Origin of the sequence: Paraglaciecola sp. 20A4 (assembly GCF_011378905.1) — a bacterium.
Taxonomy (GTDB): domain Bacteria; phylum Pseudomonadota; class Gammaproteobacteria; order Enterobacterales; family Alteromonadaceae; genus Paraglaciecola.
In genome coordinates this window covers 337,255-354,348 of sequence record NZ_WTPY01000002.1, presented here as the reverse complement: position 1 = coordinate 354,348, position 17,094 = coordinate 337,255, and the positions used below count along the sequence as shown (strand labels likewise).

At 43.5% G+C, this 17,094-nt stretch carries 18 protein-coding genes; 7 read left to right on the top strand and 11 right to left on the bottom strand.

The window, feature by feature from the left end; translation table 11 throughout:
- Positions 1-422: 422 nt before the first annotated feature.
- The 5 genes from GQS54_RS04025 to GQS54_RS04005 form a co-directional block, all read right to left on the bottom strand.
- Complete coding sequence (locus GQS54_RS04025) at positions 423-1,460, bottom strand: succinylglutamate desuccinylase/aspartoacylase family protein (RefSeq protein WP_166422710.1); 1,038 nt, start codon at positions 1,458-1,460, stop codon at positions 423-425.
- 365 nt (positions 1,461-1,825) lie between these two features.
- Positions 1,826-2,173, bottom strand: a complete 348-nt coding sequence (locus tag GQS54_RS04020; RefSeq protein ID WP_166422709.1) for a hypothetical protein — start codon at positions 2,171-2,173, stop codon at positions 1,826-1,828.
- A 711-nt stretch (positions 2,174-2,884) separates the two neighbouring features.
- Positions 2,885-3,469 (bottom strand): pentapeptide repeat-containing protein, encoded by a 585-nt coding sequence (locus tag GQS54_RS04015; protein WP_166422708.1) that lies wholly within the window; start codon positions 3,467-3,469, stop codon positions 2,885-2,887.
- A gap of 273 nt (positions 3,470-3,742) precedes the next feature.
- Entirely contained in the window at positions 3,743-4,426 is a 684-nt protein-coding gene (locus GQS54_RS04010; RefSeq protein ID WP_166422707.1) for a haloacid dehalogenase type II, read from the bottom strand.
- A gap of 116 nt (positions 4,427-4,542) precedes the next feature.
- Complete coding sequence (locus tag GQS54_RS04005) at positions 4,543-5,187, bottom strand: peroxiredoxin-like family protein (protein ID WP_166422706.1); 645 nt, start codon at positions 5,185-5,187, stop codon at positions 4,543-4,545.
- Positions 5,188-5,308: 121 nt separating this feature from the next.
- Here GQS54_RS04005 and GQS54_RS04000 point away from each other — a divergent pair, with 121 nt between their 5' ends.
- A complete protein-coding gene (locus GQS54_RS04000; RefSeq protein WP_166422704.1) occupies positions 5,309-6,187 on the top strand; it encodes a LysR family transcriptional regulator in 879 nt (292 codons plus the stop codon).
- Between the two features lie 91 nt (positions 6,188-6,278).
- Here GQS54_RS04000 and GQS54_RS03995 read toward each other — a convergent pair whose 3' ends face one another.
- On the bottom strand, positions 6,279-7,124 hold the full coding sequence (locus tag GQS54_RS03995) for a tetratricopeptide repeat protein (RefSeq protein ID WP_166422703.1): 846 nt from the start codon (positions 7,122-7,124) through the stop codon (positions 6,279-6,281).
- 175 nt (positions 7,125-7,299) lie between these two features.
- Between GQS54_RS03995 and GQS54_RS03990 the strand changes: the two genes are divergently transcribed.
- From GQS54_RS03990 to purD, 6 genes are all read left to right on the top strand, one after another.
- Complete coding sequence (locus GQS54_RS03990; protein ID WP_166422701.1) at positions 7,300-7,605, top strand: DUF962 domain-containing protein; 306 nt, start codon at positions 7,300-7,302, stop codon at positions 7,603-7,605.
- A 269-nt stretch (positions 7,606-7,874) separates the two neighbouring features.
- The gene (gene dusB, locus GQS54_RS03985) at positions 7,875-8,876 is read left to right on the top strand and encodes a tRNA dihydrouridine synthase DusB (RefSeq protein WP_166422700.1); all 1,002 of its coding nucleotides are present in this window, start codon (positions 7,875-7,877) and stop codon (positions 8,874-8,876) included.
- A gap of 29 nt (positions 8,877-8,905) precedes the next feature.
- On the top strand, positions 8,906-9,199 hold the full coding sequence (gene fis / locus GQS54_RS03980; RefSeq protein ID WP_006991173.1) for a DNA-binding transcriptional regulator Fis: 294 nt from the start codon (positions 8,906-8,908) through the stop codon (positions 9,197-9,199).
- Between the two features lie 101 nt (positions 9,200-9,300).
- On the top strand, positions 9,301-10,911 hold the full coding sequence (gene purH, locus GQS54_RS03975) for a bifunctional phosphoribosylaminoimidazolecarboxamide formyltransferase/IMP cyclohydrolase (RefSeq protein WP_166422698.1): 1,611 nt from the start codon (positions 9,301-9,303) through the stop codon (positions 10,909-10,911).
- Between the two features lie 143 nt (positions 10,912-11,054).
- A complete protein-coding gene (locus GQS54_RS03970; RefSeq protein WP_166422697.1) occupies positions 11,055-11,861 on the top strand; it encodes a class I SAM-dependent methyltransferase in 807 nt (268 codons plus the stop codon).
- A gap of 90 nt (positions 11,862-11,951) precedes the next feature.
- Positions 11,952-13,244 carry a phosphoribosylamine--glycine ligase gene (purD, locus tag GQS54_RS03965; protein WP_166422696.1) on the top strand — a complete coding sequence of 431 codons (1,293 nt, stop codon included), beginning with the start codon at positions 11,952-11,954 and terminating at the stop codon, positions 13,242-13,244.
- A 65-nt stretch (positions 13,245-13,309) separates the two neighbouring features.
- Here purD and GQS54_RS03960 read toward each other — a convergent pair whose 3' ends face one another.
- The 5 genes from GQS54_RS03960 to GQS54_RS03940 all read right to left on the bottom strand — a co-directional run bounded on the left by GQS54_RS03960 (position 13,310) and on the right by GQS54_RS03940 (position 17,037).
- Positions 13,310-14,242, bottom strand: a complete 933-nt coding sequence (locus GQS54_RS03960; RefSeq protein WP_166422695.1) for a diguanylate cyclase — start codon at positions 14,240-14,242, stop codon at positions 13,310-13,312.
- An 89-nt stretch (positions 14,243-14,331) separates the two neighbouring features.
- Positions 14,332-14,493, bottom strand: a complete 162-nt coding sequence (locus tag GQS54_RS03955) for a hypothetical protein (protein WP_166422693.1) — start codon at positions 14,491-14,493, stop codon at positions 14,332-14,334.
- A gap of 100 nt (positions 14,494-14,593) precedes the next feature.
- Complete coding sequence (locus GQS54_RS03950) at positions 14,594-15,142, bottom strand: BON domain-containing protein (RefSeq protein WP_166422692.1); 549 nt, start codon at positions 15,140-15,142, stop codon at positions 14,594-14,596.
- Positions 15,143-15,320: 178 nt separating this feature from the next.
- Positions 15,321-15,512 carry a DUF1328 domain-containing protein gene (locus GQS54_RS03945; protein WP_166422691.1) on the bottom strand — a complete coding sequence of 64 codons (192 nt, stop codon included), beginning with the start codon at positions 15,510-15,512 and terminating at the stop codon, positions 15,321-15,323.
- Between the two features lie 187 nt (positions 15,513-15,699).
- Positions 15,700-17,037 carry a magnesium transporter gene (locus tag GQS54_RS03940; RefSeq protein WP_166422690.1) on the bottom strand — a complete coding sequence of 446 codons (1,338 nt, stop codon included), beginning with the start codon at positions 17,035-17,037 and terminating at the stop codon, positions 15,700-15,702.
- Positions 17,038-17,094: the final 57 nt, after the last annotated feature.

Here is a 17,094-nt window from a genome sequence, read left to right as displayed (position 1 = left end):
TATGTGAATGTAAAACGGATTTTCAGCCTCCGATAGCAGTCATTTTTTGCACGAGCATTAACCTACTGCACAGGTTAAATTTTCTCCAGCGCTATATGTTGTTTTTATAGAAATACCACATCATTGCAATAGCTTTCAGATTACCGAAGCTGACGTACACGGGATAGGCAGAACGCCAAGGATAATAGCTCTTTATCAATCGGTCATTTTCACTCATAAGCGCAACGAATAGGTAGTCCACCCAAACTTTGCCGATAACACGCACGACTTGCCAATTGGCTAGGAAAGTAAGCATGGCTTTATTAGATTGGAACGTTTACTTGAGAACGAGCTTTTTTGGTTACTACTTTCGACTGCAGGTTATAATGCGAGCGCAGCTTTTAAAAAGCGAAGTGCAAATACCATTTGCACTTCAAAACTCATTATTCAATGCCAATAGAGATTAACCCAGCTCCCTTGTTTACGGGCGGGGCATGTCGAAGCATAAGCACTACGCCGCGATTTGGTGCTCGAAGCTCAGCGATTGTTTCGCCAAAATAATCCCGCACAATACCCAACAAGGCGCCCGCGTTCACCAGTTCGCCTATTTTACAATGAGGTTCAAAAATGCCCGTGACCGGGGTTTCAACGTCTACGAGATGTTTATAGATAACTTGTCCTTCAGATGCAGGTAATGTGGTAGGCAGCATATCGATACCCGCAATAAGACGACGCAAAGCATCAAGATAAGTGAGTACGTCTTCTTCCTCGTTGTGTCCACGATCGCCGATTTCAAGAGTCAGACCGGGTTTTCCACGTGTCATCGCTGTGTTGGGGTAACTAATTGAATTTGCGGGGTCTCGAGGGCGATCGCCGTATAAAATGACGTGACGCATGCCAGAGGCTTTGGCCCAAGCTAAGGTGCGGGCATCTAGCGCTTCATCACCCACAAATGGTGCGTAGATATGCGGCCAGAGTTGCTGATATGCGCTGCCAGAGTGTAAGTCAGCAAAGTAATCGCTACGGTCGACAATTTCTCGTGTTAAAAAGTGCGCAAGACGTTCTGTATCTGAACCATTTGCATTGCCAGGAAACTCACGATTTAAGTTCTTATTATCACCTGGATGTAGCGCGCTTAGGCCGTACTGATGAAGGGCTGGCAAATTCGCTGCATGTACAAGAATAAGCGTTCCCTTAAGAGCAGTCAGATCAATCTCAGAGCGCAAACGTTGTAGCGCTGTGATTGCAGGGAACTCGTCACCATGGGTACCCGCTGATAGCGTTAAAACCGAACCCGCTTTAACACCATGAAAGACAGTGATCGGGATCTGCATATCAGTATCTGCAACACTGGCGAAAAATGAACGCTTCTGGCCAGCAGGGATGCTATTGCCCGCTAGCTCAAAGGGTGAGCGAGTAGCATTCGCTGAGGAAGCAAAAAAGCACAGAGCGATTATCAAATAACGGGATTGTAAAAGCATAGTTTTTCCAAATAAGTCACGAAGGGAAAGGGGTAGGTATAGAAATCACATATCTCAAATTGTATATTAAAATATCTTACTCTAGAAGATCTGGTCTTAACCAATGCTGATAAGCGAGGCGAATACTCTTGCGACGCAGTAGCCGCTTTTTGATTTACCACCGACTCAAGTTTCCCGAGCATCTTATGCTCTTGCTTAGCTGTTGAAGAAGGAATTACTTAAATTCGTGGGAAGACGTCCCCAAAGACGGAGTGAGAAAAAGGCGTGAATACTAACCGGATAAACTAAACGCGGTTCCTAGGTGCAGGGAATGCATGATGTAGTAGTGGCCATCAGCAGATACGATGGATTAAAAGAAACGTAATTTACATTTGCACATCACTACTTTGCATATATTGCATATTATCTAATTCAAGTAATGACAAACCACGAGTCGCTTGATCTGAAGCCATTTTGCTCCAACCAGAATCAGCATGCTTACGAGCCATACTAAAATAATGCACAGCACGTTCAACACGTAGCTTGGTATTACGATCAGACATGTCGTACTGAATTTCAGTCAACTTAGCTTCAAGCTGCTGAAGCTCTGCCGGTAATATCGGCATTGTCGTTGCAGCGCTAACATTAAAGACACTTTCATCCGCTTGCGCACTCAAAAGCGCACTGCCTGCAGCTAATGTGATAATAGTGGTTACAGATAATAAGATTTTCATGGTTTCTCTCTTCATGGTAATTAATTAAACAAGGGCTGTGGCCTTGCCTTAAAAACAGTATTTGCAATATCGGTGCCCCATCTAGCCAAAGGCAATAAATTAGCGGGCACTCAGTGCAAATAAATAAAATTACAATTAAAATCAAGAAGTTAAATTAATTTCAACTCTTGCTTCACTGCATGTAATTGGTAGCGCCTACTATAAACAGGCCTACATCTTCCTGAATAACTTAGAGTTTTTTACACACGCATCAGATAAAAAATACTGATGTATAGACTGATTAATTTTTATGCTTTACAGGCTAAATTGAACATCAGCTTTCGATGCAAAGAAGATAACATGGGTAAAATCGCTTAACGATTAGACAATATGCTTAGAAAGCTAAATTAAATATGTACTAAATTAGTATTCTCGCAGCTGAGAGAAGTGATAAATAAGCACAACATACGGCTTATCGAGCATATTCTTGCTTTTAATTTTTATCCGATTCTAGGAACCTTTAGAGCCGGGATGGCTAACGGACGGTTCTATAAAATAGATACCGACTTAAGGTGGCGTGTTCATTTTGAATTAATTTGCCTTACGTTACGTATCCTATCTGGGATTTGAAAGCGATCGCAAAGAGCGCTGATCGCCTAGGATAGCCGTTTAGAAAAGAATGGCTAGAAACGCTTAGAAGATATGTGAAATCTCGTTAATAATGACACACGATCACACCAATTCAATACCCAACGAATCGAGCAATCCCAAGGCATCAATACGAGAAAACCGCGCCTTGTCTAACCTATTGTGCCTGACATCGATCTGATAATTTTGTGCGTCACTAAAATCAGCTTGTCTCAAATCAGCATTGTGAAAACGACTATGTGTCAGCTCACTGCCGCAAAATATCGCTTTAATAAATACCCCTTCAGAAAATTCAACGTCATGCACTTTGCAATCAATCATGCACAGCCCTTGAAGGTTCAGACCAAAGAACGACCCTGCACTGAGTAGGCAACGGATAAATTTAGGTGGATCACCTAAATTAGCTGTCCAATCTGCTTGCGCCCAATCGATACCTAGCAACTTACAATCACTAAATAACGCACTGTGAAATTGACTATTGTTCAAGCCGAGCATTGATAAATCACAGTGTGAAAATTCACACTCGTCGAATACGCAATATCGCCACTGATTTTTGGGTAAATTGAGTCCTTCGAAGCGACACTGTTCAAAGCGAACTTTATCCCAGCACGAAAGGTTAAACAGCGGGTGGTGAGCATCTATGACAATGTCGTAATATTCATGTTGCATTCTTTAATGACTCATTCGATTATTTGTCGACTACACATTACCCCCCCTAACGATTTCCTAGTGGGGCTGGTATAAGCATAAAATCGGAAAACGTTAACATGCCTATATTTAAAGCATTATAGTTCGGGCGTTATGGTCGAAGACTGATAGAACAGAAAAATGAAATGTTAAAGCGGATAGATATGCTTAAATCTAATGGGTTTTAAGCCAGCCCCAGAATCACGTTGCATACTCTGAGGCGGTTTATAAACAATATAGCTATCAATTTAAACTTTATTTAAGTATTTCAACCAATTCGCTAAGGTCTTTAACCACATAATCTGGTTTAGATGCCAACGGATATAGCGCTTTACCTGGGCGGGCCACAAATGCGGTTTGCAAGCCTGCGGCTTTAGCACCAGCCACATCCCAACCGTGAGCAGCGACCATAAGCGCCTCTTCTGGTTTAACGTTTAATTGTTTAAGAGCCCAAGCGTAAGAACGTAAGTCAGGCTTATAGACTTTGATGTCTTCAATACTCATGCGCTTGTCAAAATAATTAGTTAACCCGGCATTTTTAAATTGTGTTTCAACACCTTTATTCGATGAGTTGGTTAAGCTCACAATTTTGAATCCTTGTGCTTTAAGTGCCGTTAGACTCGGTTTAACATCAGCATGTGCCGGCAGAGACAATAAGGGCGTTTTAATAGCCGTTAGCGCTTCTTCTTCAGTGATATCAATATTGTTATTCTGCGCGACCATCATCAGCGCGGCGACGCCAATCTTACCAAAATCTTGATAATCGCCGGTAACTGTTGTCACTAATGAGTGGTGCAACATGGTTGAGAACCACAAAGTGGTGAGCTCTTCATGGCCGTCTAACGCTTTACCAATCGAGGTACGCATGGTATCCAAATCAAGTAATGTTTCGTTTACGTCAAAAATAATAACTTTAGGTTTAGGGGCTGCGAGGGCCATAAAATTTGCTCCTACTAGTGAGAAAAAAAGTACCGCTATAGATATATAACGGATTAATTTTGTTGAATGCATGGGAATCTATACTCTTGCTAATCGTAAATGGATAAACGTGTTGTCTATAGCGTCGCTAAAACGTCAATTACATCACTGGGCTCGGCGCGTTTGGTGTAATCTTCAGCCACAAAGGCATAAACGATTTTGCCATCTTGCCCAATAATGTAAGTTGCTGGCATCGGTAAGGTAAAAGTGTCATCGCCATTAATCGCCGGAATGTCTAAACCAAATTTCTCATACACAGGTCGTAAACGCGTATCTAAACTAAACACCAAGCCATAATCGTTTGTCACCTTATTTCCAACGTCGGCTAAAACCGCATAGCCCAACTCATTTTTTTCTTTGGTACTCAATGAGTTATCAGGTGTCTGCGGAGAGATCGCCACTAATTGACCACCTAACTGCTGAATTTCAGGCAATACATTTTGAAACGCCCGTAATTCAAAATTACAGTAGGGACACCAGCCACCGCGGTAAAAGCTTAACACCACAGGACCATGGGCAAGCAGTTCAGCCAATGTGACTAATTTCCCGGTAACATTGGGCAAACTAAAATCCGGCGCGTAATCCCCAACGGTGAGTGCATCATTGGCAATACCTGTTGCAACCAAGGTATCTGTGGTTTTGGCCATTAAGTCAAAGATATCCTTCGGCATATTGATGGCTTTTTGGGCGTCATATTCTGCAATTTGCGCATGTAGTGACATAAACGTTTCCTAAGTGAAGTTTTACTTTCGTAAAATATGGGGTTAGAAAAATTAAAACCTACCGTGTAAAACCGAATGCATGGTTTAATATTTTCGAATTAAGCCAATCTTGGAAGACATCGTGTATACAATCAATGACTTAGAAACGTTTGTAGCGATTGTAGAAAATACAGGCGTAGTGTCTGCAGCCAATGCGCTAAATATATCCCCCGCTACGGTCAGCCACCGTTTATCCAAACTTGAACGCATATTGGGCACCGTTCTTGTTTTCAGGGATAGTCGAAACGTTAGACCCTCTGCCGAAGGTGAGGAATTCTACCAACGCGTAGGGGATATTTTAGCGGCTTTATATGATGCCGAATTTGCTATAGGAGCAAGAGATAGTGGGATAAACGGAACATTGCGGGTGACACTCCCGCCTTGGGTATTTTCAATTTATATACTGCCCAATTTAGCGAAATTCGAACAGCAATATCCTGATGTGATTCTGGATTTTCTCGTCACTGACCATTTTGTCAATGTAGTCGATGATGCCCAAGATGTCGCGATTCGTGTGGGTACCTTGGCTAACTCTGGACTACTGGCTCGTAAAATTACTAATAACCAGCGTATATTATGCGCGTCTCCCGATTACTTGCATCAATTTGCCCCGATTGACCATGTGCAAACGCTAACCGAACACCGATTTGTATGCTTACCTTGGCAGAAACAATTTAAGCTACTGCACAACGACGGCAGTGTTTTTACCTTCAACGCTTCCACACGCTTCACTATTTCCAATAGTGACAATATGACTCAGGCACTGCTCAGTGGCCATGGCATTGGCATCAAATCTGAGTTGGCTATTAAAGGTTGCATGGCCAGCGGTGAATTAGTTGAGGTATTGCCCAATGTCCTTGCGATGCCCCAAGCACCTGTATGGTTTTTACGCCCACAAAACAGCTTAGCAACACGCAAAGCTGAGGCTTTTTTTGATTTCGTGAAACAGGCATTTAGCTAAAGCTAAGCATATAGGATAAAAAATGCCAAGGATTTCCACCCTTGGCATTTCAGCTTGATTTTGGTCTGCCGCTGGACGGACTCGATGACTATTAATACAGTAAACTATAGACCTTACGTCGATATTGCGACTTAAGCGGTTCGCCGTCAGGTAAGGCATTAATCATATCGAGCATCAGCTTTTTTGCATCTTGAAAGTTAAGATCTTTAAGCAAAACACTATGCATTAAACTTAACGCTTCTTCTATCTGATTGGCTTGACGCAGTTGCACAGCCAACTTTACTTTTAAGTCTAAGTTATCTGGATCATTTTCTAGGGCCTGTTGCAAAGCGATAATCTCAGGTGATTCTGCCGCTTGCTCAGCGAGTTCTATTTTACCCAAAATAGTCCGGTAATATCCATCTTGGTCTACCAAGCCAATCGTCGCCAATAACGCTTTAGCCTGATTAACCTGACCTACTTCCACTTGGCAATCAGCTAGTAACAATTTGATATCAGCACGGCTAGCATCAAGATCTGACGCCTCTTTAACCAAAGTATAGGCTTCTTGGTAATTTGCTTGTTCTGCCATAGCCTTCGCTTGAGCAAATAATTCGTCTTGAGGCTTAGGTAGGTGCTTGTCTAACATAGCTTGAATATTGACTTCGCTTTCAACGCCAGCAAAACCATCAATGGGTTGACCATCTTTAATCAACATAACTGTGGGCAGATTTTGCACGCCAAATTGCGCTGTAATATCTGGTTGCGCCTGACAATCTACCCGAGCATGCAACAAATTTGCGCCTTGTTTATGCGCTATCGCTTGTAAAACTGGTGCTAGTTGCTCGCTCGGCTCATAACCTTGCGCCCAGAACTCAAGCATAACCAATTGAGTTGTTGAGTCTTGTAATATGACTTGCTGAAAGTTTTCTATGGTGATGTCTACGCTATTTTGCATCTCAGATCTCTTATGATGTTAATGATCAAATGGTGGGGTCATTTGCTCCAAACTCAAGCCACATTTTAAGCACCAATCAGCGAAAAACGCTGAATTGTCGCCGATTAGACAATTACCTAGGCTGCGGCCGTGCTAACGTCATAGTCTATTGGAACAACATGGAAGGGGAAACCCAATGTCGCATAAATACCAACGTTTTGCCGATTTCTATCCGTATTACTTGAGTGAACATCAAGATAACGTTTGCCGCCGTCTACATTTTATAGGCTCAAGCTTAATTATTATGCTCATCATATATGCTGTTATGAATAGTCAATTAGCGCTCTTATGGTTTATACCGGTATTAGGATATGGCTTCGCTTGGGTAGGTCATTTCTTTTTTGAACATAACAAACCAGCCACGTTTACCTACCCGTTTTACAGTTTCTTAGGGGATTGGGTGATGTTTAAGGATATGCTGACCGGCAAAATAAAGTTTTAAATACCCTCTTACCCTCAGCCTTTATAGGGTTTCTCTGTTACAAACCCTGCCAACTTAGCTACATTTAATTTACACCGGCGTTCAGATATTACGCAGCAACATGGCGGAACCCCCGTGATTCGCCTTGTTCTATAAGTGTCAAGCCCAAAATGGCAAAAAAACTGACAATTTGTTCAAAATATAGCCTTTCCAAGCCTGTAAAAAAACCGTAAACTTGCCGCCCTTTTTTGCAAACCGGACAGTTTTTGCGCGATTTCGCGTTTTGAATTATGCAGATTGGTCCTTACAAGCTCGAAAATAATTTGATTCTGGCGCCAATGGCAGGTGTGACAGATCGACCGTTTAGGCAATTATGCAAACGCATGGGTGCTGGCTTAGTGGTTTCTGAAATGCTTTCGTCGAATCCTGACGTTTGGCGATCAAATAAATCTAAGCAACGTATGGATCATGTTGGCGAAGAAGGGGTTCGTGCAGTACAGATTGCTGGCGCTGATCCATTATTAATGGCTCAAGCGGCACAGTTTAACGTGGATAACGGTGCTCAGATTGTTGATATCAACATGGGGTGCCCAGCAAAGAAAGTAAATAAAAAGTTGGCGGGCTCTGCGCTACTGCAAGATCCACAATTGGTTGAACGTATTGTTCAAGCTGTAGTGAAGGCAGTAAAAGTACCGGTAACCTTAAAAATACGCACAGGCTGGAATACGGATAATCGCAACGGGTTGCTCATTGCTAAAATCGCCGAACAACACGGCATTCAATCTTTAGCAGTTCATGGCCGCACCCGGGCCTGTATGTACAAAGGTAACGCTGAGTACGACACAATTAAAGCCATTAAACAGGCGGTGTCGATACCCATTGTTGCCAACGGTGATATTACCTGCGTGCACAGTGCAAAACACGTGTTGGAGTACACCGAAGCAGATGCGTTGATGATAGGCAGAGGTGCCCAAGGTAACCCTTGGATATTTCGCCAAATTCAGCACTTTCTGCAAACTGGCGAGATACTACCCTCGCCCCCATTAAGCGAAGTACGCGACGTATTACTAGCGCACGTAGCTAATGTTCATCAGTTTTACGGTGAATATTTGGGAGCACGGATTGCCCGTAAACATGTGGGTTGGTATTTAGCGGAACATGACCGGGAACGGTTGTTCCGAGCCAAGTTCAATGCCATCGATGATGCAGTAGAGCAACTCGATACATTGGCATATTATTTCGACCAAATGGCAGGCGAATCTACGACTCATCTCGTATCACCTGCTGCCTAACGATGACTAACTAAAGAGCAAGATTGTATATGTTCGAGCAAAATGTAACTTCTCCTTTTACCACAACGGTAACGACTCCTTCACAAACACAGGCGCAGAAGCCTTTACGTGACTCAGTAAAACAGGCAGTTAATAAGTATCTTAAGCAACTAGACAACACAGACATTGAAAACTTGTATGAGCTAGTAATGGCCGAAGTTGAAGCGCCAATGTTAGAAGAAATCATGACTTTTACCCGCGGCAATCAAACCCGCGCGTCAATCATGTTAGGCATCAATCGTGGCACGCTACGTAAGAAGCTTAAACAATACGGCATGAACTAAGCTGAAAAATTTAAAGAGCACCCTAGGGTGCTCTTTTTGTATGCGCTATACTGCGCAGCCCAGGCATCTCTGTTAATCCCTATTTAGAAGATAAACACACTATGACGACTCAAAAACCTATTCGCCGCGCTTTACTGAGCGTTTCTGACAAAACTGGTATCGTTGAATTTGCCACTTTCTTAGCCGAGCAAGGCGTTGAGCTTTTATCTACCGGCGGCACTGCAAAACTTCTCGCGGACAATGGTTTGACCGTTATCGAAGCATCCACTTATACGGGTCATCCTGAAATAATGGACGGACGCGTTAAAACGCTACATCCCAAGATCCACGGTGGCATTCTTGCTCGTCGCGGTCAGGATGAAGCGGTTATGGCTGAAAATAATATTCAACCAATCGATTTAGTCGTGGTTAACCTCTACCCTTTTGCTGCCACAGTAGCTAAAGAAGATTGTAGCCTTGAAGATGCTATTGAAAATATCGATATTGGCGGCCCAACGATGGTCCGTGCTGCAGCCAAAAACCATAATGACGTCACCATAGTGGTTAACGCTAAAGATTACGCTCGCGTGACCAAGCAAATGCAAGCCAACAACGGCTCTGTTACGGCGAACACTCGTTTCGATTTAGCTATAGCCGCTTTTGAGCATACAGCGGAATACGATGGCATGATCGCTAACTATTTTGGCGCCATGATCGAGTCTGACGATCATGGTGATGACTGTGATGATAATTGCGGCCATGTTCACAGCGCCTTCCCACGTACATTTAACGTGCAAATGAGCAAGAAACAAGATTTACGCTACGGTGAAAACAGCCATCAAGAGGCTGCGTTCTACGTAGAAAACAATATTCAAGAAGCATCTGTGGCTACTGCTACGCAGTTACAAGGCAAAGAACTGTCTTTTAACAACATCGCTGATACTGATTCAGCGTTAGAGTGCGTTAAAGAATTTGCTGAGCCAGCTTGCGTTATCGTTAAGCATGCTAATCCTTGTGGTGTAGCGTTAGGTGAAAATATTTTAGAAGCCTACAACCGTGCTTATCAAACAGACCCAACGTCTGCTTTCGGTGGCATTATCGCCTTTAACCGCGAATTAGATGGCCCAACAGCACAAGCCATAGTTGATCGCCAATTCGTTGAAGTAATTATCGCACCTACCGTTAGTGATGAAGCCGTGGCGATTGTTGCTGCCAAAAAAAATCTACGTCTTCTAGCGTGTGGCGATTGGCAAGGGCAACTAACTGACGGCTACGATTTTAAACGCGTAAACGGCGGACTATTAGTCCAAGAACGTGATTTTGGCATGGTTGAAATTGAAGATCTCACCGTGGTCACCAAAGTAAAACCCACTGAGCAGCAATTGAAAGACCTAATGTTTACCTGGAAAGTAGCTAAATATGTGAAATCTAACGCCATTGTATACTGCAAAAACAGCATGACAATTGGCGTGGGCGCGGGTCAAATGAGCCGAGTTTACTCAGCTAAGGTTGCTGGCATTAAAGCGGCTGATGAGGGCTTACAAGTTGAAGGTTCCGTTATGGCCTCTGATGCGTTCTTCCCTTTCCGTGACGGAATAGATGCAGCTGCGGCTGCAGGTATCAGCGCAGTTATTCAGCCTGGCGGTTCAATGCGTGATAACGAAGTTATCGCAGCAGCTGACGAACACGGCATTGCTATGGTGTTTACCGGAATGCGACACTTCCGTCATTAATTACTGCCAGTAATAGAGAGGTGGTCATAGGTATATTCGCCATGTCCACCTACCTACTGCAGATTTAATGTACATAGCATTCAGTGTTGTACAAAAAAACGCTACACTATCCTCCGTTTTATGACTCATTACAGGATTTGCTCATGTTCAAGCGTGCTACTCAATTAGTCTGTTCCGTTACGTTACTCGCCTCTTCTTTCGTGCAAGCCGATGCGCTCATCGATGCTCTTGCTGACGAAGGACGTCCCACCGAACAACGTTTGCGTGACGAATACCGTCATCCCCAACAAACATTGCGCTTCTTTGAAGTACAAGAAGATATGGCTGTAGCCGAAATTTCACCCGGTGGTGGTTGGTACAGCAACATTCTTGCACCTCTGTTAAAGGACAAAGGCCAGTTTTACGCCGCACATTTTTATGTGGACGAAAATACCAACGAGTTTTATAAAAAATCACGCGAACAGTTCGAACAAAAAATAACTGCACTGAAAAGCTATCAGAATGTCAAAGTAACGACCTTTCACCAGATGAAAGCCACAGATTTTGCCCCAGTTGAATCATTAGACCGCGTGCTGACTTTTCGCAATATCCATAATTGGTATATGCAAGACGGTGATGAAGGTGTAGAGAATGCATTTAAAGCGTTTTATAAAGCACTCAAGGTAGGCGGCGTGTTAGGTGTGGTTGAGCATAGTTTGCTTGAATCACAAAGCAGCGCATTGCAACAAAGTTCTGGTTATATGAAGCAGTCTTACGTGATTGCTTTGGCCGAAAAAGCGGGTTTTACCCTAGCGGCCAAAAGTGACATCAACGCCAATAAACTAGACAATGGCGAACACGAAAAAGGCGTTTGGACATTGCCTCCTAGTTTACGCTTAGGTGAGAAAGACCAGGCGAAATACCTAGCGATAGGTGAGAGCAATCGCATGACTTTAAAATTTGTAAAATAGGCTACATAGTAGCCAAATAAAAACGCCGCTACAATAAGCGGCGTTTTGATAATTAGATCCATTTGTTAACCTATTAGAAAAGCGAACCTCATGAAAGTATTGATAATTGGCGGCGGCGGCCGCGAGCATGCTCTTGGCTATAAAGCCGCACAATCTAACGGTGTGAGCCAAGTCTATGTGGCCCCTGGTAATGCGGGTACTGCCCTTGAGCCTAAATTAGAAAATGTGCCAATCGATGTTGAAGACATTAGTGCTTTGGTCACATTCGCTAAACAAAACGCTATTGGCCTGACAATTGTGGGTCCTGAAGTCCCGTTAGTTCTCGGCGTGGTTGATGCATTCCAAGCTGAAGGATTAGCCATTTTTGGTCCAAGTAAAGCGGCGGCGCAGTTGGAAGGCTCAAAGGCTTTCACCAAGGATTTCTTAGCTCGTCACAATATTCCTACTGCTGATTATCAAAACTTTACCGAAATAGAGCCTGCTTTGGCTTACTTGCAAGAAAAAGGCGCTCCTATCGTAATCAAAGCCGATGGCCTAGCCGCAGGTAAGGGTGTAATCGTCGCCATGACCCTGGCTGAAGCTGAAGATGCTGTGCGCGACATGTTAGCTGGCAATGCTTTCGGTGAAGCTGGTAGCCGCGTGGTTATCGAAGAGTTTTTAGATGGCGAAGAAGCAAGCTTCATCGTGATGGTCGACGGTAAGCATGTATTACCATTTGCTACTAGCCAAGACCACAAACGCGTAGGCAACGGCGATACAGGACCAAATACGGGCGGAATGGGTGCTTACTCTCCAGCACCAGTTGTGACGGATGAAATTCACCAACGGGTGATGGACGAAGTGATTTACCCTACAGTTCAGGGCATGGCTAGCGAAGGTAATGATTACCACGGCTTTTTGTATGCGGGTTTAATGATCATGGCCGATGGCACACCTAAGGTTATTGAATATAACTGCCGGTTTGGCGATCCTGAAACTCAGCCGATTATGCTGCGTTTGCAATCTGACTTGGTTGAATTGGTAAAATTGGCGGTGCAAGGTAAGTTAGACCAAGCTACAGCAAAATTTGACCCAAGAGCAGCAGTAGGTGTGGTACTCGCCGCTGGCGGTTACCCTCAAGCATATAACAAAGGTGATGTGATAAGCGGTTTAAGCCAGAATGACAGCACAAGCGCCAAAATATTTCATGCCGGTACCAAAACAATAAATGGCCAAGTTACCACCAATGGCGGCCGTGTTTTGTGCGCTACCGCGTTAGGCGAAACCGTCACTGAAGCCCATCAACGCGCCTACGAATTGGCTAAAACGATCAGTTGGCAAGGCATGTTTTATCGTGATGACATAGCCTACCGAGCCATTGCTCGAGAACAAAAGGCCAAATAAAATTTGCTATTAAGGCCTGATATCGAATCGGACTCAGGCCATTTAGCTTTATTAACGAACTTGGCTTAACTAACTAATCGGTTTCGCCCCTGATGCTTTGCTGCATATAAGCATTTATCTGCTCGCTCAATCAAAAATTCAGGGTGATTAAAGTTCTCGTCATTGATTTCACTGTGCATAAGACTAGCAACACCAACACTCACTGTCACTTTACCACTTACGGTCGAAGACGTATTTTCTACACCCAACTTTTCGATTGTCGAGAGGATTAGACGACCGATGAGTTCCGCACCAGTCTTATCGGTAAATGGTAACAATACTAAGAACTCTTCTCCACCGTAACGCCCCATAGCATCACTCTCCCGCTGAAGGCAATCACGAATAGTCGTCGCCACTTTCTTAAGGCATTCGTCACCCGCTACATGACCATAGGTGTCGTTAAATCCCTTGAAAAAATCTATATCGATCATAAGGACAGAGAACTCGTGCTGGCCACGAATGGCCGCATACCAAAAGCGATGAAATGTTGTATCGAGCTGCATGCGGTTCGGTACACCCGTTAAGCCATCGGTACACGATATAAGCGCTAACGTTCGTAACTTCGCGGAAAGCTGCATATGATTACGAATTTTGACATCAAGAATGTCGAAATCTAAAGGTAGGGAGACAAAATCTAACGCTCCGGCCTCTAAACCCGATACCAACACTGTTTTAGAAGGCTCCTGACCGTACAAGATAATGGGAATATCTAAGGTAAGCGGATGTTCTTTAAGATGTGAGCACAATAGAAGCCAATCAATATTATCTGACGAAACGCAAATCATGACCAAATCAATCGGTTCATTTAGGGTTAGTTTTAGTGCTTCTTCAGTATCAGAACTGATTAAGAGTAGAAATGACTTTGAAAAGTGGGTCGTAAAACGACCCAACCGCTCATCAACATCGCCGATCACTAACAGTGTTTGCTTTAATATGTTAGGTGTCGCGGGGTTTTGCATAATAGCTCTATGATTGAATTAGTACTATCGCCCAATCAAATACGAGACGGGCGCGCCGACATAATAATTATAGAGCTATTGTTCAATAATCACACAGCGGATTCAACTGCTTCTTGTTCTTTTTGCAAGAGTATTTTTTTCAACAAAGCATTTTCTTGAACCAAACGCTCAATGAAGTCTTCGTCATTAGGTTGCTGTCTGTTAACTTTATCAAACCAATTGAAATATTTATTTTTATTTTCATTGTTCATACATATACCTTTACTACTATTCATTATGTCCTACTTATTCGAAGAGGGACTCGCCTCCTGTCACAAACAGGGATTTACTGGTGAATTAGGCTCTTTACTGCTAATCACTGACTTTTAAATTATTTATTACTTGCTCTACATCGCTGGCCTTCTTTGCTACCTCCACTGCGAGTTGCTTTTCAGCATCACTCTTAACGTGTCCTTCCAATACAACGACGCCTTCATTGCTGTTCACATTAATTTTAGTGCTACCAATATCTGGCGCGACTAAAAGACGGGTTTTCACCACTGTTGCGACTTTTCCGTCGGTAAGCTTACGTTGGACTGCAGTGTCTTCGTTGACGCCCGGAGAGAAAACCGTCAGCATATTCTCTATTCCATTGACTCCCTCTATACCTAGCACGAGTTCTTGAGCGAGATCTTTATCAGTGTCAGTTTCAACCTTGCCGCGTAATGTCACTTTGCCATTTTCTACGTCGGTATCAATGCTGGTGGCATCTAAGTTGCCATTTAGCAACAGTGTTGCTTCTATATAGCCATCAAGCCAACCGTCATGGGCACTCGCTTTCCAATAATTTCCTGCTTGCACACCAATACTGGCAATGCTTAGCGCTGTTAATAGTAAAAAATTACGAATTACTCGACTCATTTTATTCTCCTGAGAACTCGATAGATTATCTAATAACATATCAATGCTATAAAGATGCCACATACGCCGTATTGATCTACATCACTTAATAAGTAGCAAAATAGTCATAAAGACGAAAACATAACGTAGTAGTTACCTTTACTGCGGTAAAAAATGCATTAGGTACAACTCCAGTAAGCTAACGCGATGAAGATTTTTCACGTACCGTTTTGTGTTGTAAAAATGCCAACACACAAAATACGATAACGAATAAAACGCACAACAAAAAAATCAGTTTGGCGATACTGGCTGCAACGCCTATCACTCCACCAAAACCAAATACGGCGGCAATAACGCCTATAACAAAAAATGTTAGGGCCCAAGTCAACATATACACTTCCCTCACAACAGATAAAGCTAAAGGGAAATTTTACCCGGTAGCCTGCTGCTACAAGCGACATGTATGCCAACCTTTAAAATTAGCTTAAAGCCTCTCGACTTGCTGAGAAACCGGCTATTTCTACCTTCTACTCTGTAGCTTTTTCACTAACGGTAGAAAAGTTTACATTCCCGCCCAACTACAATAAAAATATCGAACCTAACCCTAAGAAAGCGACAAACCCAACGATGTCGGTCACAGTGGTTAGGATCACCGAACCTGACAATGCGGGATCGATATCAAACTTATTCAATACCATAGGTACTATCACTCCTGCGGCGGCTGCCGCAACAATGTTCAATAGAATAGCTAAACAAATAACCACACCTAACATAGGGTCAGAAAACCAAAAAGAGGCGATACAGCCGATGACTAGCGCCCAAACGACACCATTTAACCCGCCAACACTTAACTCTTTTTTCAACAGCGCCTTTACATTGGAACTAGTGACCTGACCTAGCGCAAGGCCTCGTATCATCAATGTTAAAGTTTGGCTGCCAGCTATTCCGCCCATACTGGCCACAATAGGCATAAGTACCGCTAAGGCCACAACCTGTTGCAGAGTAGCTTCAAACATTCCAATGAAAGCTGATGCTAAAAAAGCGGTGAGTAAGTTTATACCTAACCATACTGCTCGATTCTTAGCACTCTTAGGCACTGACGAGAACAAATCTTCGTCTTCATCCATACCCGCGGTTGCCATCACTTGGCGTTCGTAAAATTCGTTAAGTAGCTCACTCGCAGTCGAAATATCTAGACGACCAAGTACTTTATTTTGCTCGTCCACAACAGGTAGTGAGGCGAACCCTGAGCGCTGCACCGTTAATGATGCCAACGTCAATTCGTCAGTGGCATTAATGGTATCAAATACCTCTTCAGATAAATCTACGAGCGGCACGTGTTCGGGTAACCCCATAACCTTAGTAAGTTTAACGGCTTCAGAGAACTGACCCGCGCGGTTAACCAAAAAAATAGTATCAGCATGAGTCGGTATATCACGACGAATAAGGCGCAGCGCATCACGTACTTTTGCGTTTAACGGCAACACGAGAGGATCCTGGCTAAGCCAGTGACCTATCTGATCATCACTGAACTGGCTAGCATCGGTAAAATACTGACGCTGCTGCTTATCCATCGCGTCGAGTGCTTTGTCGACTAATGTGCTAGGCAGTGAATCAGACAGCTCAAGTAATTGCTCAGCATCGACTTCAAAGAAAATGGCTTCCCACTCATCGATGTCAGTTGCAGCGATAAGGGTTTCACGTGGATCTCCGCGCATAGCAACCAACACGTCTAAGCGGCGACGTTTAGGAATTCCTTCCCATACTTTTAAACGTTGGTCTAAAGGTAAAGATTCCAGCAGTAACGCAACATCGTCTGTATCTTGCGCCGCTACAAGGGACGTAATTATATCTTGCTCATCACGCTCAGGAGCTGACACAACTTCTTCAATCAACTCAGGTAATAGTTCTGCCATGGTGACTCCTATCCAGTAAGGGCTCGATAATGATGAGAAAATGATGGGTGGCTAGTG

Excerpts from the sequence above, each read along its gene's own strand:
- GQS54_RS04025 (WP_166422710.1), bottom strand. The coding sequence starts at position 1,460 with ATGCTTTTACAATCCCGTTATTTGATAATCGCTCTGTGCTTTTTTGCT.
- fis (WP_006991173.1), top strand. The coding sequence starts at position 8,906 with ATGTTCGAGCAAAATGTAACTTCTCCTTTTACCACAACGGTAACGACT.
- purH (WP_166422698.1), top strand. The coding sequence starts at position 9,301 with ATGACGACTCAAAAACCTATTCGCCGCGCTTTACTGAGCGTTTCTGAC.
- purD (WP_166422696.1), top strand. The coding sequence starts at position 11,952 with ATGAAAGTATTGATAATTGGCGGCGGCGGCCGCGAGCATGCTCTTGGC.
- GQS54_RS03960 (WP_166422695.1), bottom strand. The coding sequence starts at position 14,242 with ATGCAAAACCCCGCGACACCTAACATATTAAAGCAAACACTGTTAGTG.
- GQS54_RS04010 (WP_166422707.1), bottom strand. The coding sequence starts at position 4,426 with ATGGCCCTCGCAGCCCCTAAACCTAAAGTTATTATTTTTGACGTAAAC.
- GQS54_RS03970 (WP_166422697.1), top strand. The coding sequence starts at position 11,055 with ATGTTCAAGCGTGCTACTCAATTAGTCTGTTCCGTTACGTTACTCGCC.
- GQS54_RS03990 (WP_166422701.1), top strand. The coding sequence starts at position 7,300 with ATGTCGCATAAATACCAACGTTTTGCCGATTTCTATCCGTATTACTTG.
- GQS54_RS03940 (WP_166422690.1), bottom strand. The coding sequence starts at position 17,037 with ATGGCAGAACTATTACCTGAGTTGATTGAAGAAGTTGTGTCAGCTCCT.
- GQS54_RS03995 (WP_166422703.1), bottom strand. The coding sequence starts at position 7,124 with ATGCAAAATAGCGTAGACATCACCATAGAAAACTTTCAGCAAGTCATA.
- GQS54_RS04020 (WP_166422709.1), bottom strand. The coding sequence starts at position 2,173 with ATGAAAATCTTATTATCTGTAACCACTATTATCACATTAGCTGCAGGC.
- dusB (WP_166422700.1), top strand. The coding sequence starts at position 7,875 with ATGCAGATTGGTCCTTACAAGCTCGAAAATAATTTGATTCTGGCGCCA.
- GQS54_RS04005 (WP_166422706.1), bottom strand. The coding sequence starts at position 5,187 with ATGTCACTACATGCGCAAATTGCAGAATATGACGCCCAAAAAGCCATC.
- GQS54_RS03945 (WP_166422691.1), bottom strand. The coding sequence starts at position 15,512 with ATGTTGACTTGGGCCCTAACATTTTTTGTTATAGGCGTTATTGCCGCC.
- GQS54_RS04015 (WP_166422708.1), bottom strand. The coding sequence starts at position 3,469 with ATGCAACATGAATATTACGACATTGTCATAGATGCTCACCACCCGCTG.
- GQS54_RS03955 (WP_166422693.1), bottom strand. The coding sequence starts at position 14,493 with ATGAACAATGAAAATAAAAATAAATATTTCAATTGGTTTGATAAAGTT.
- GQS54_RS03950 (WP_166422692.1), bottom strand. The coding sequence starts at position 15,142 with ATGAGTCGAGTAATTCGTAATTTTTTACTATTAACAGCGCTAAGCATT.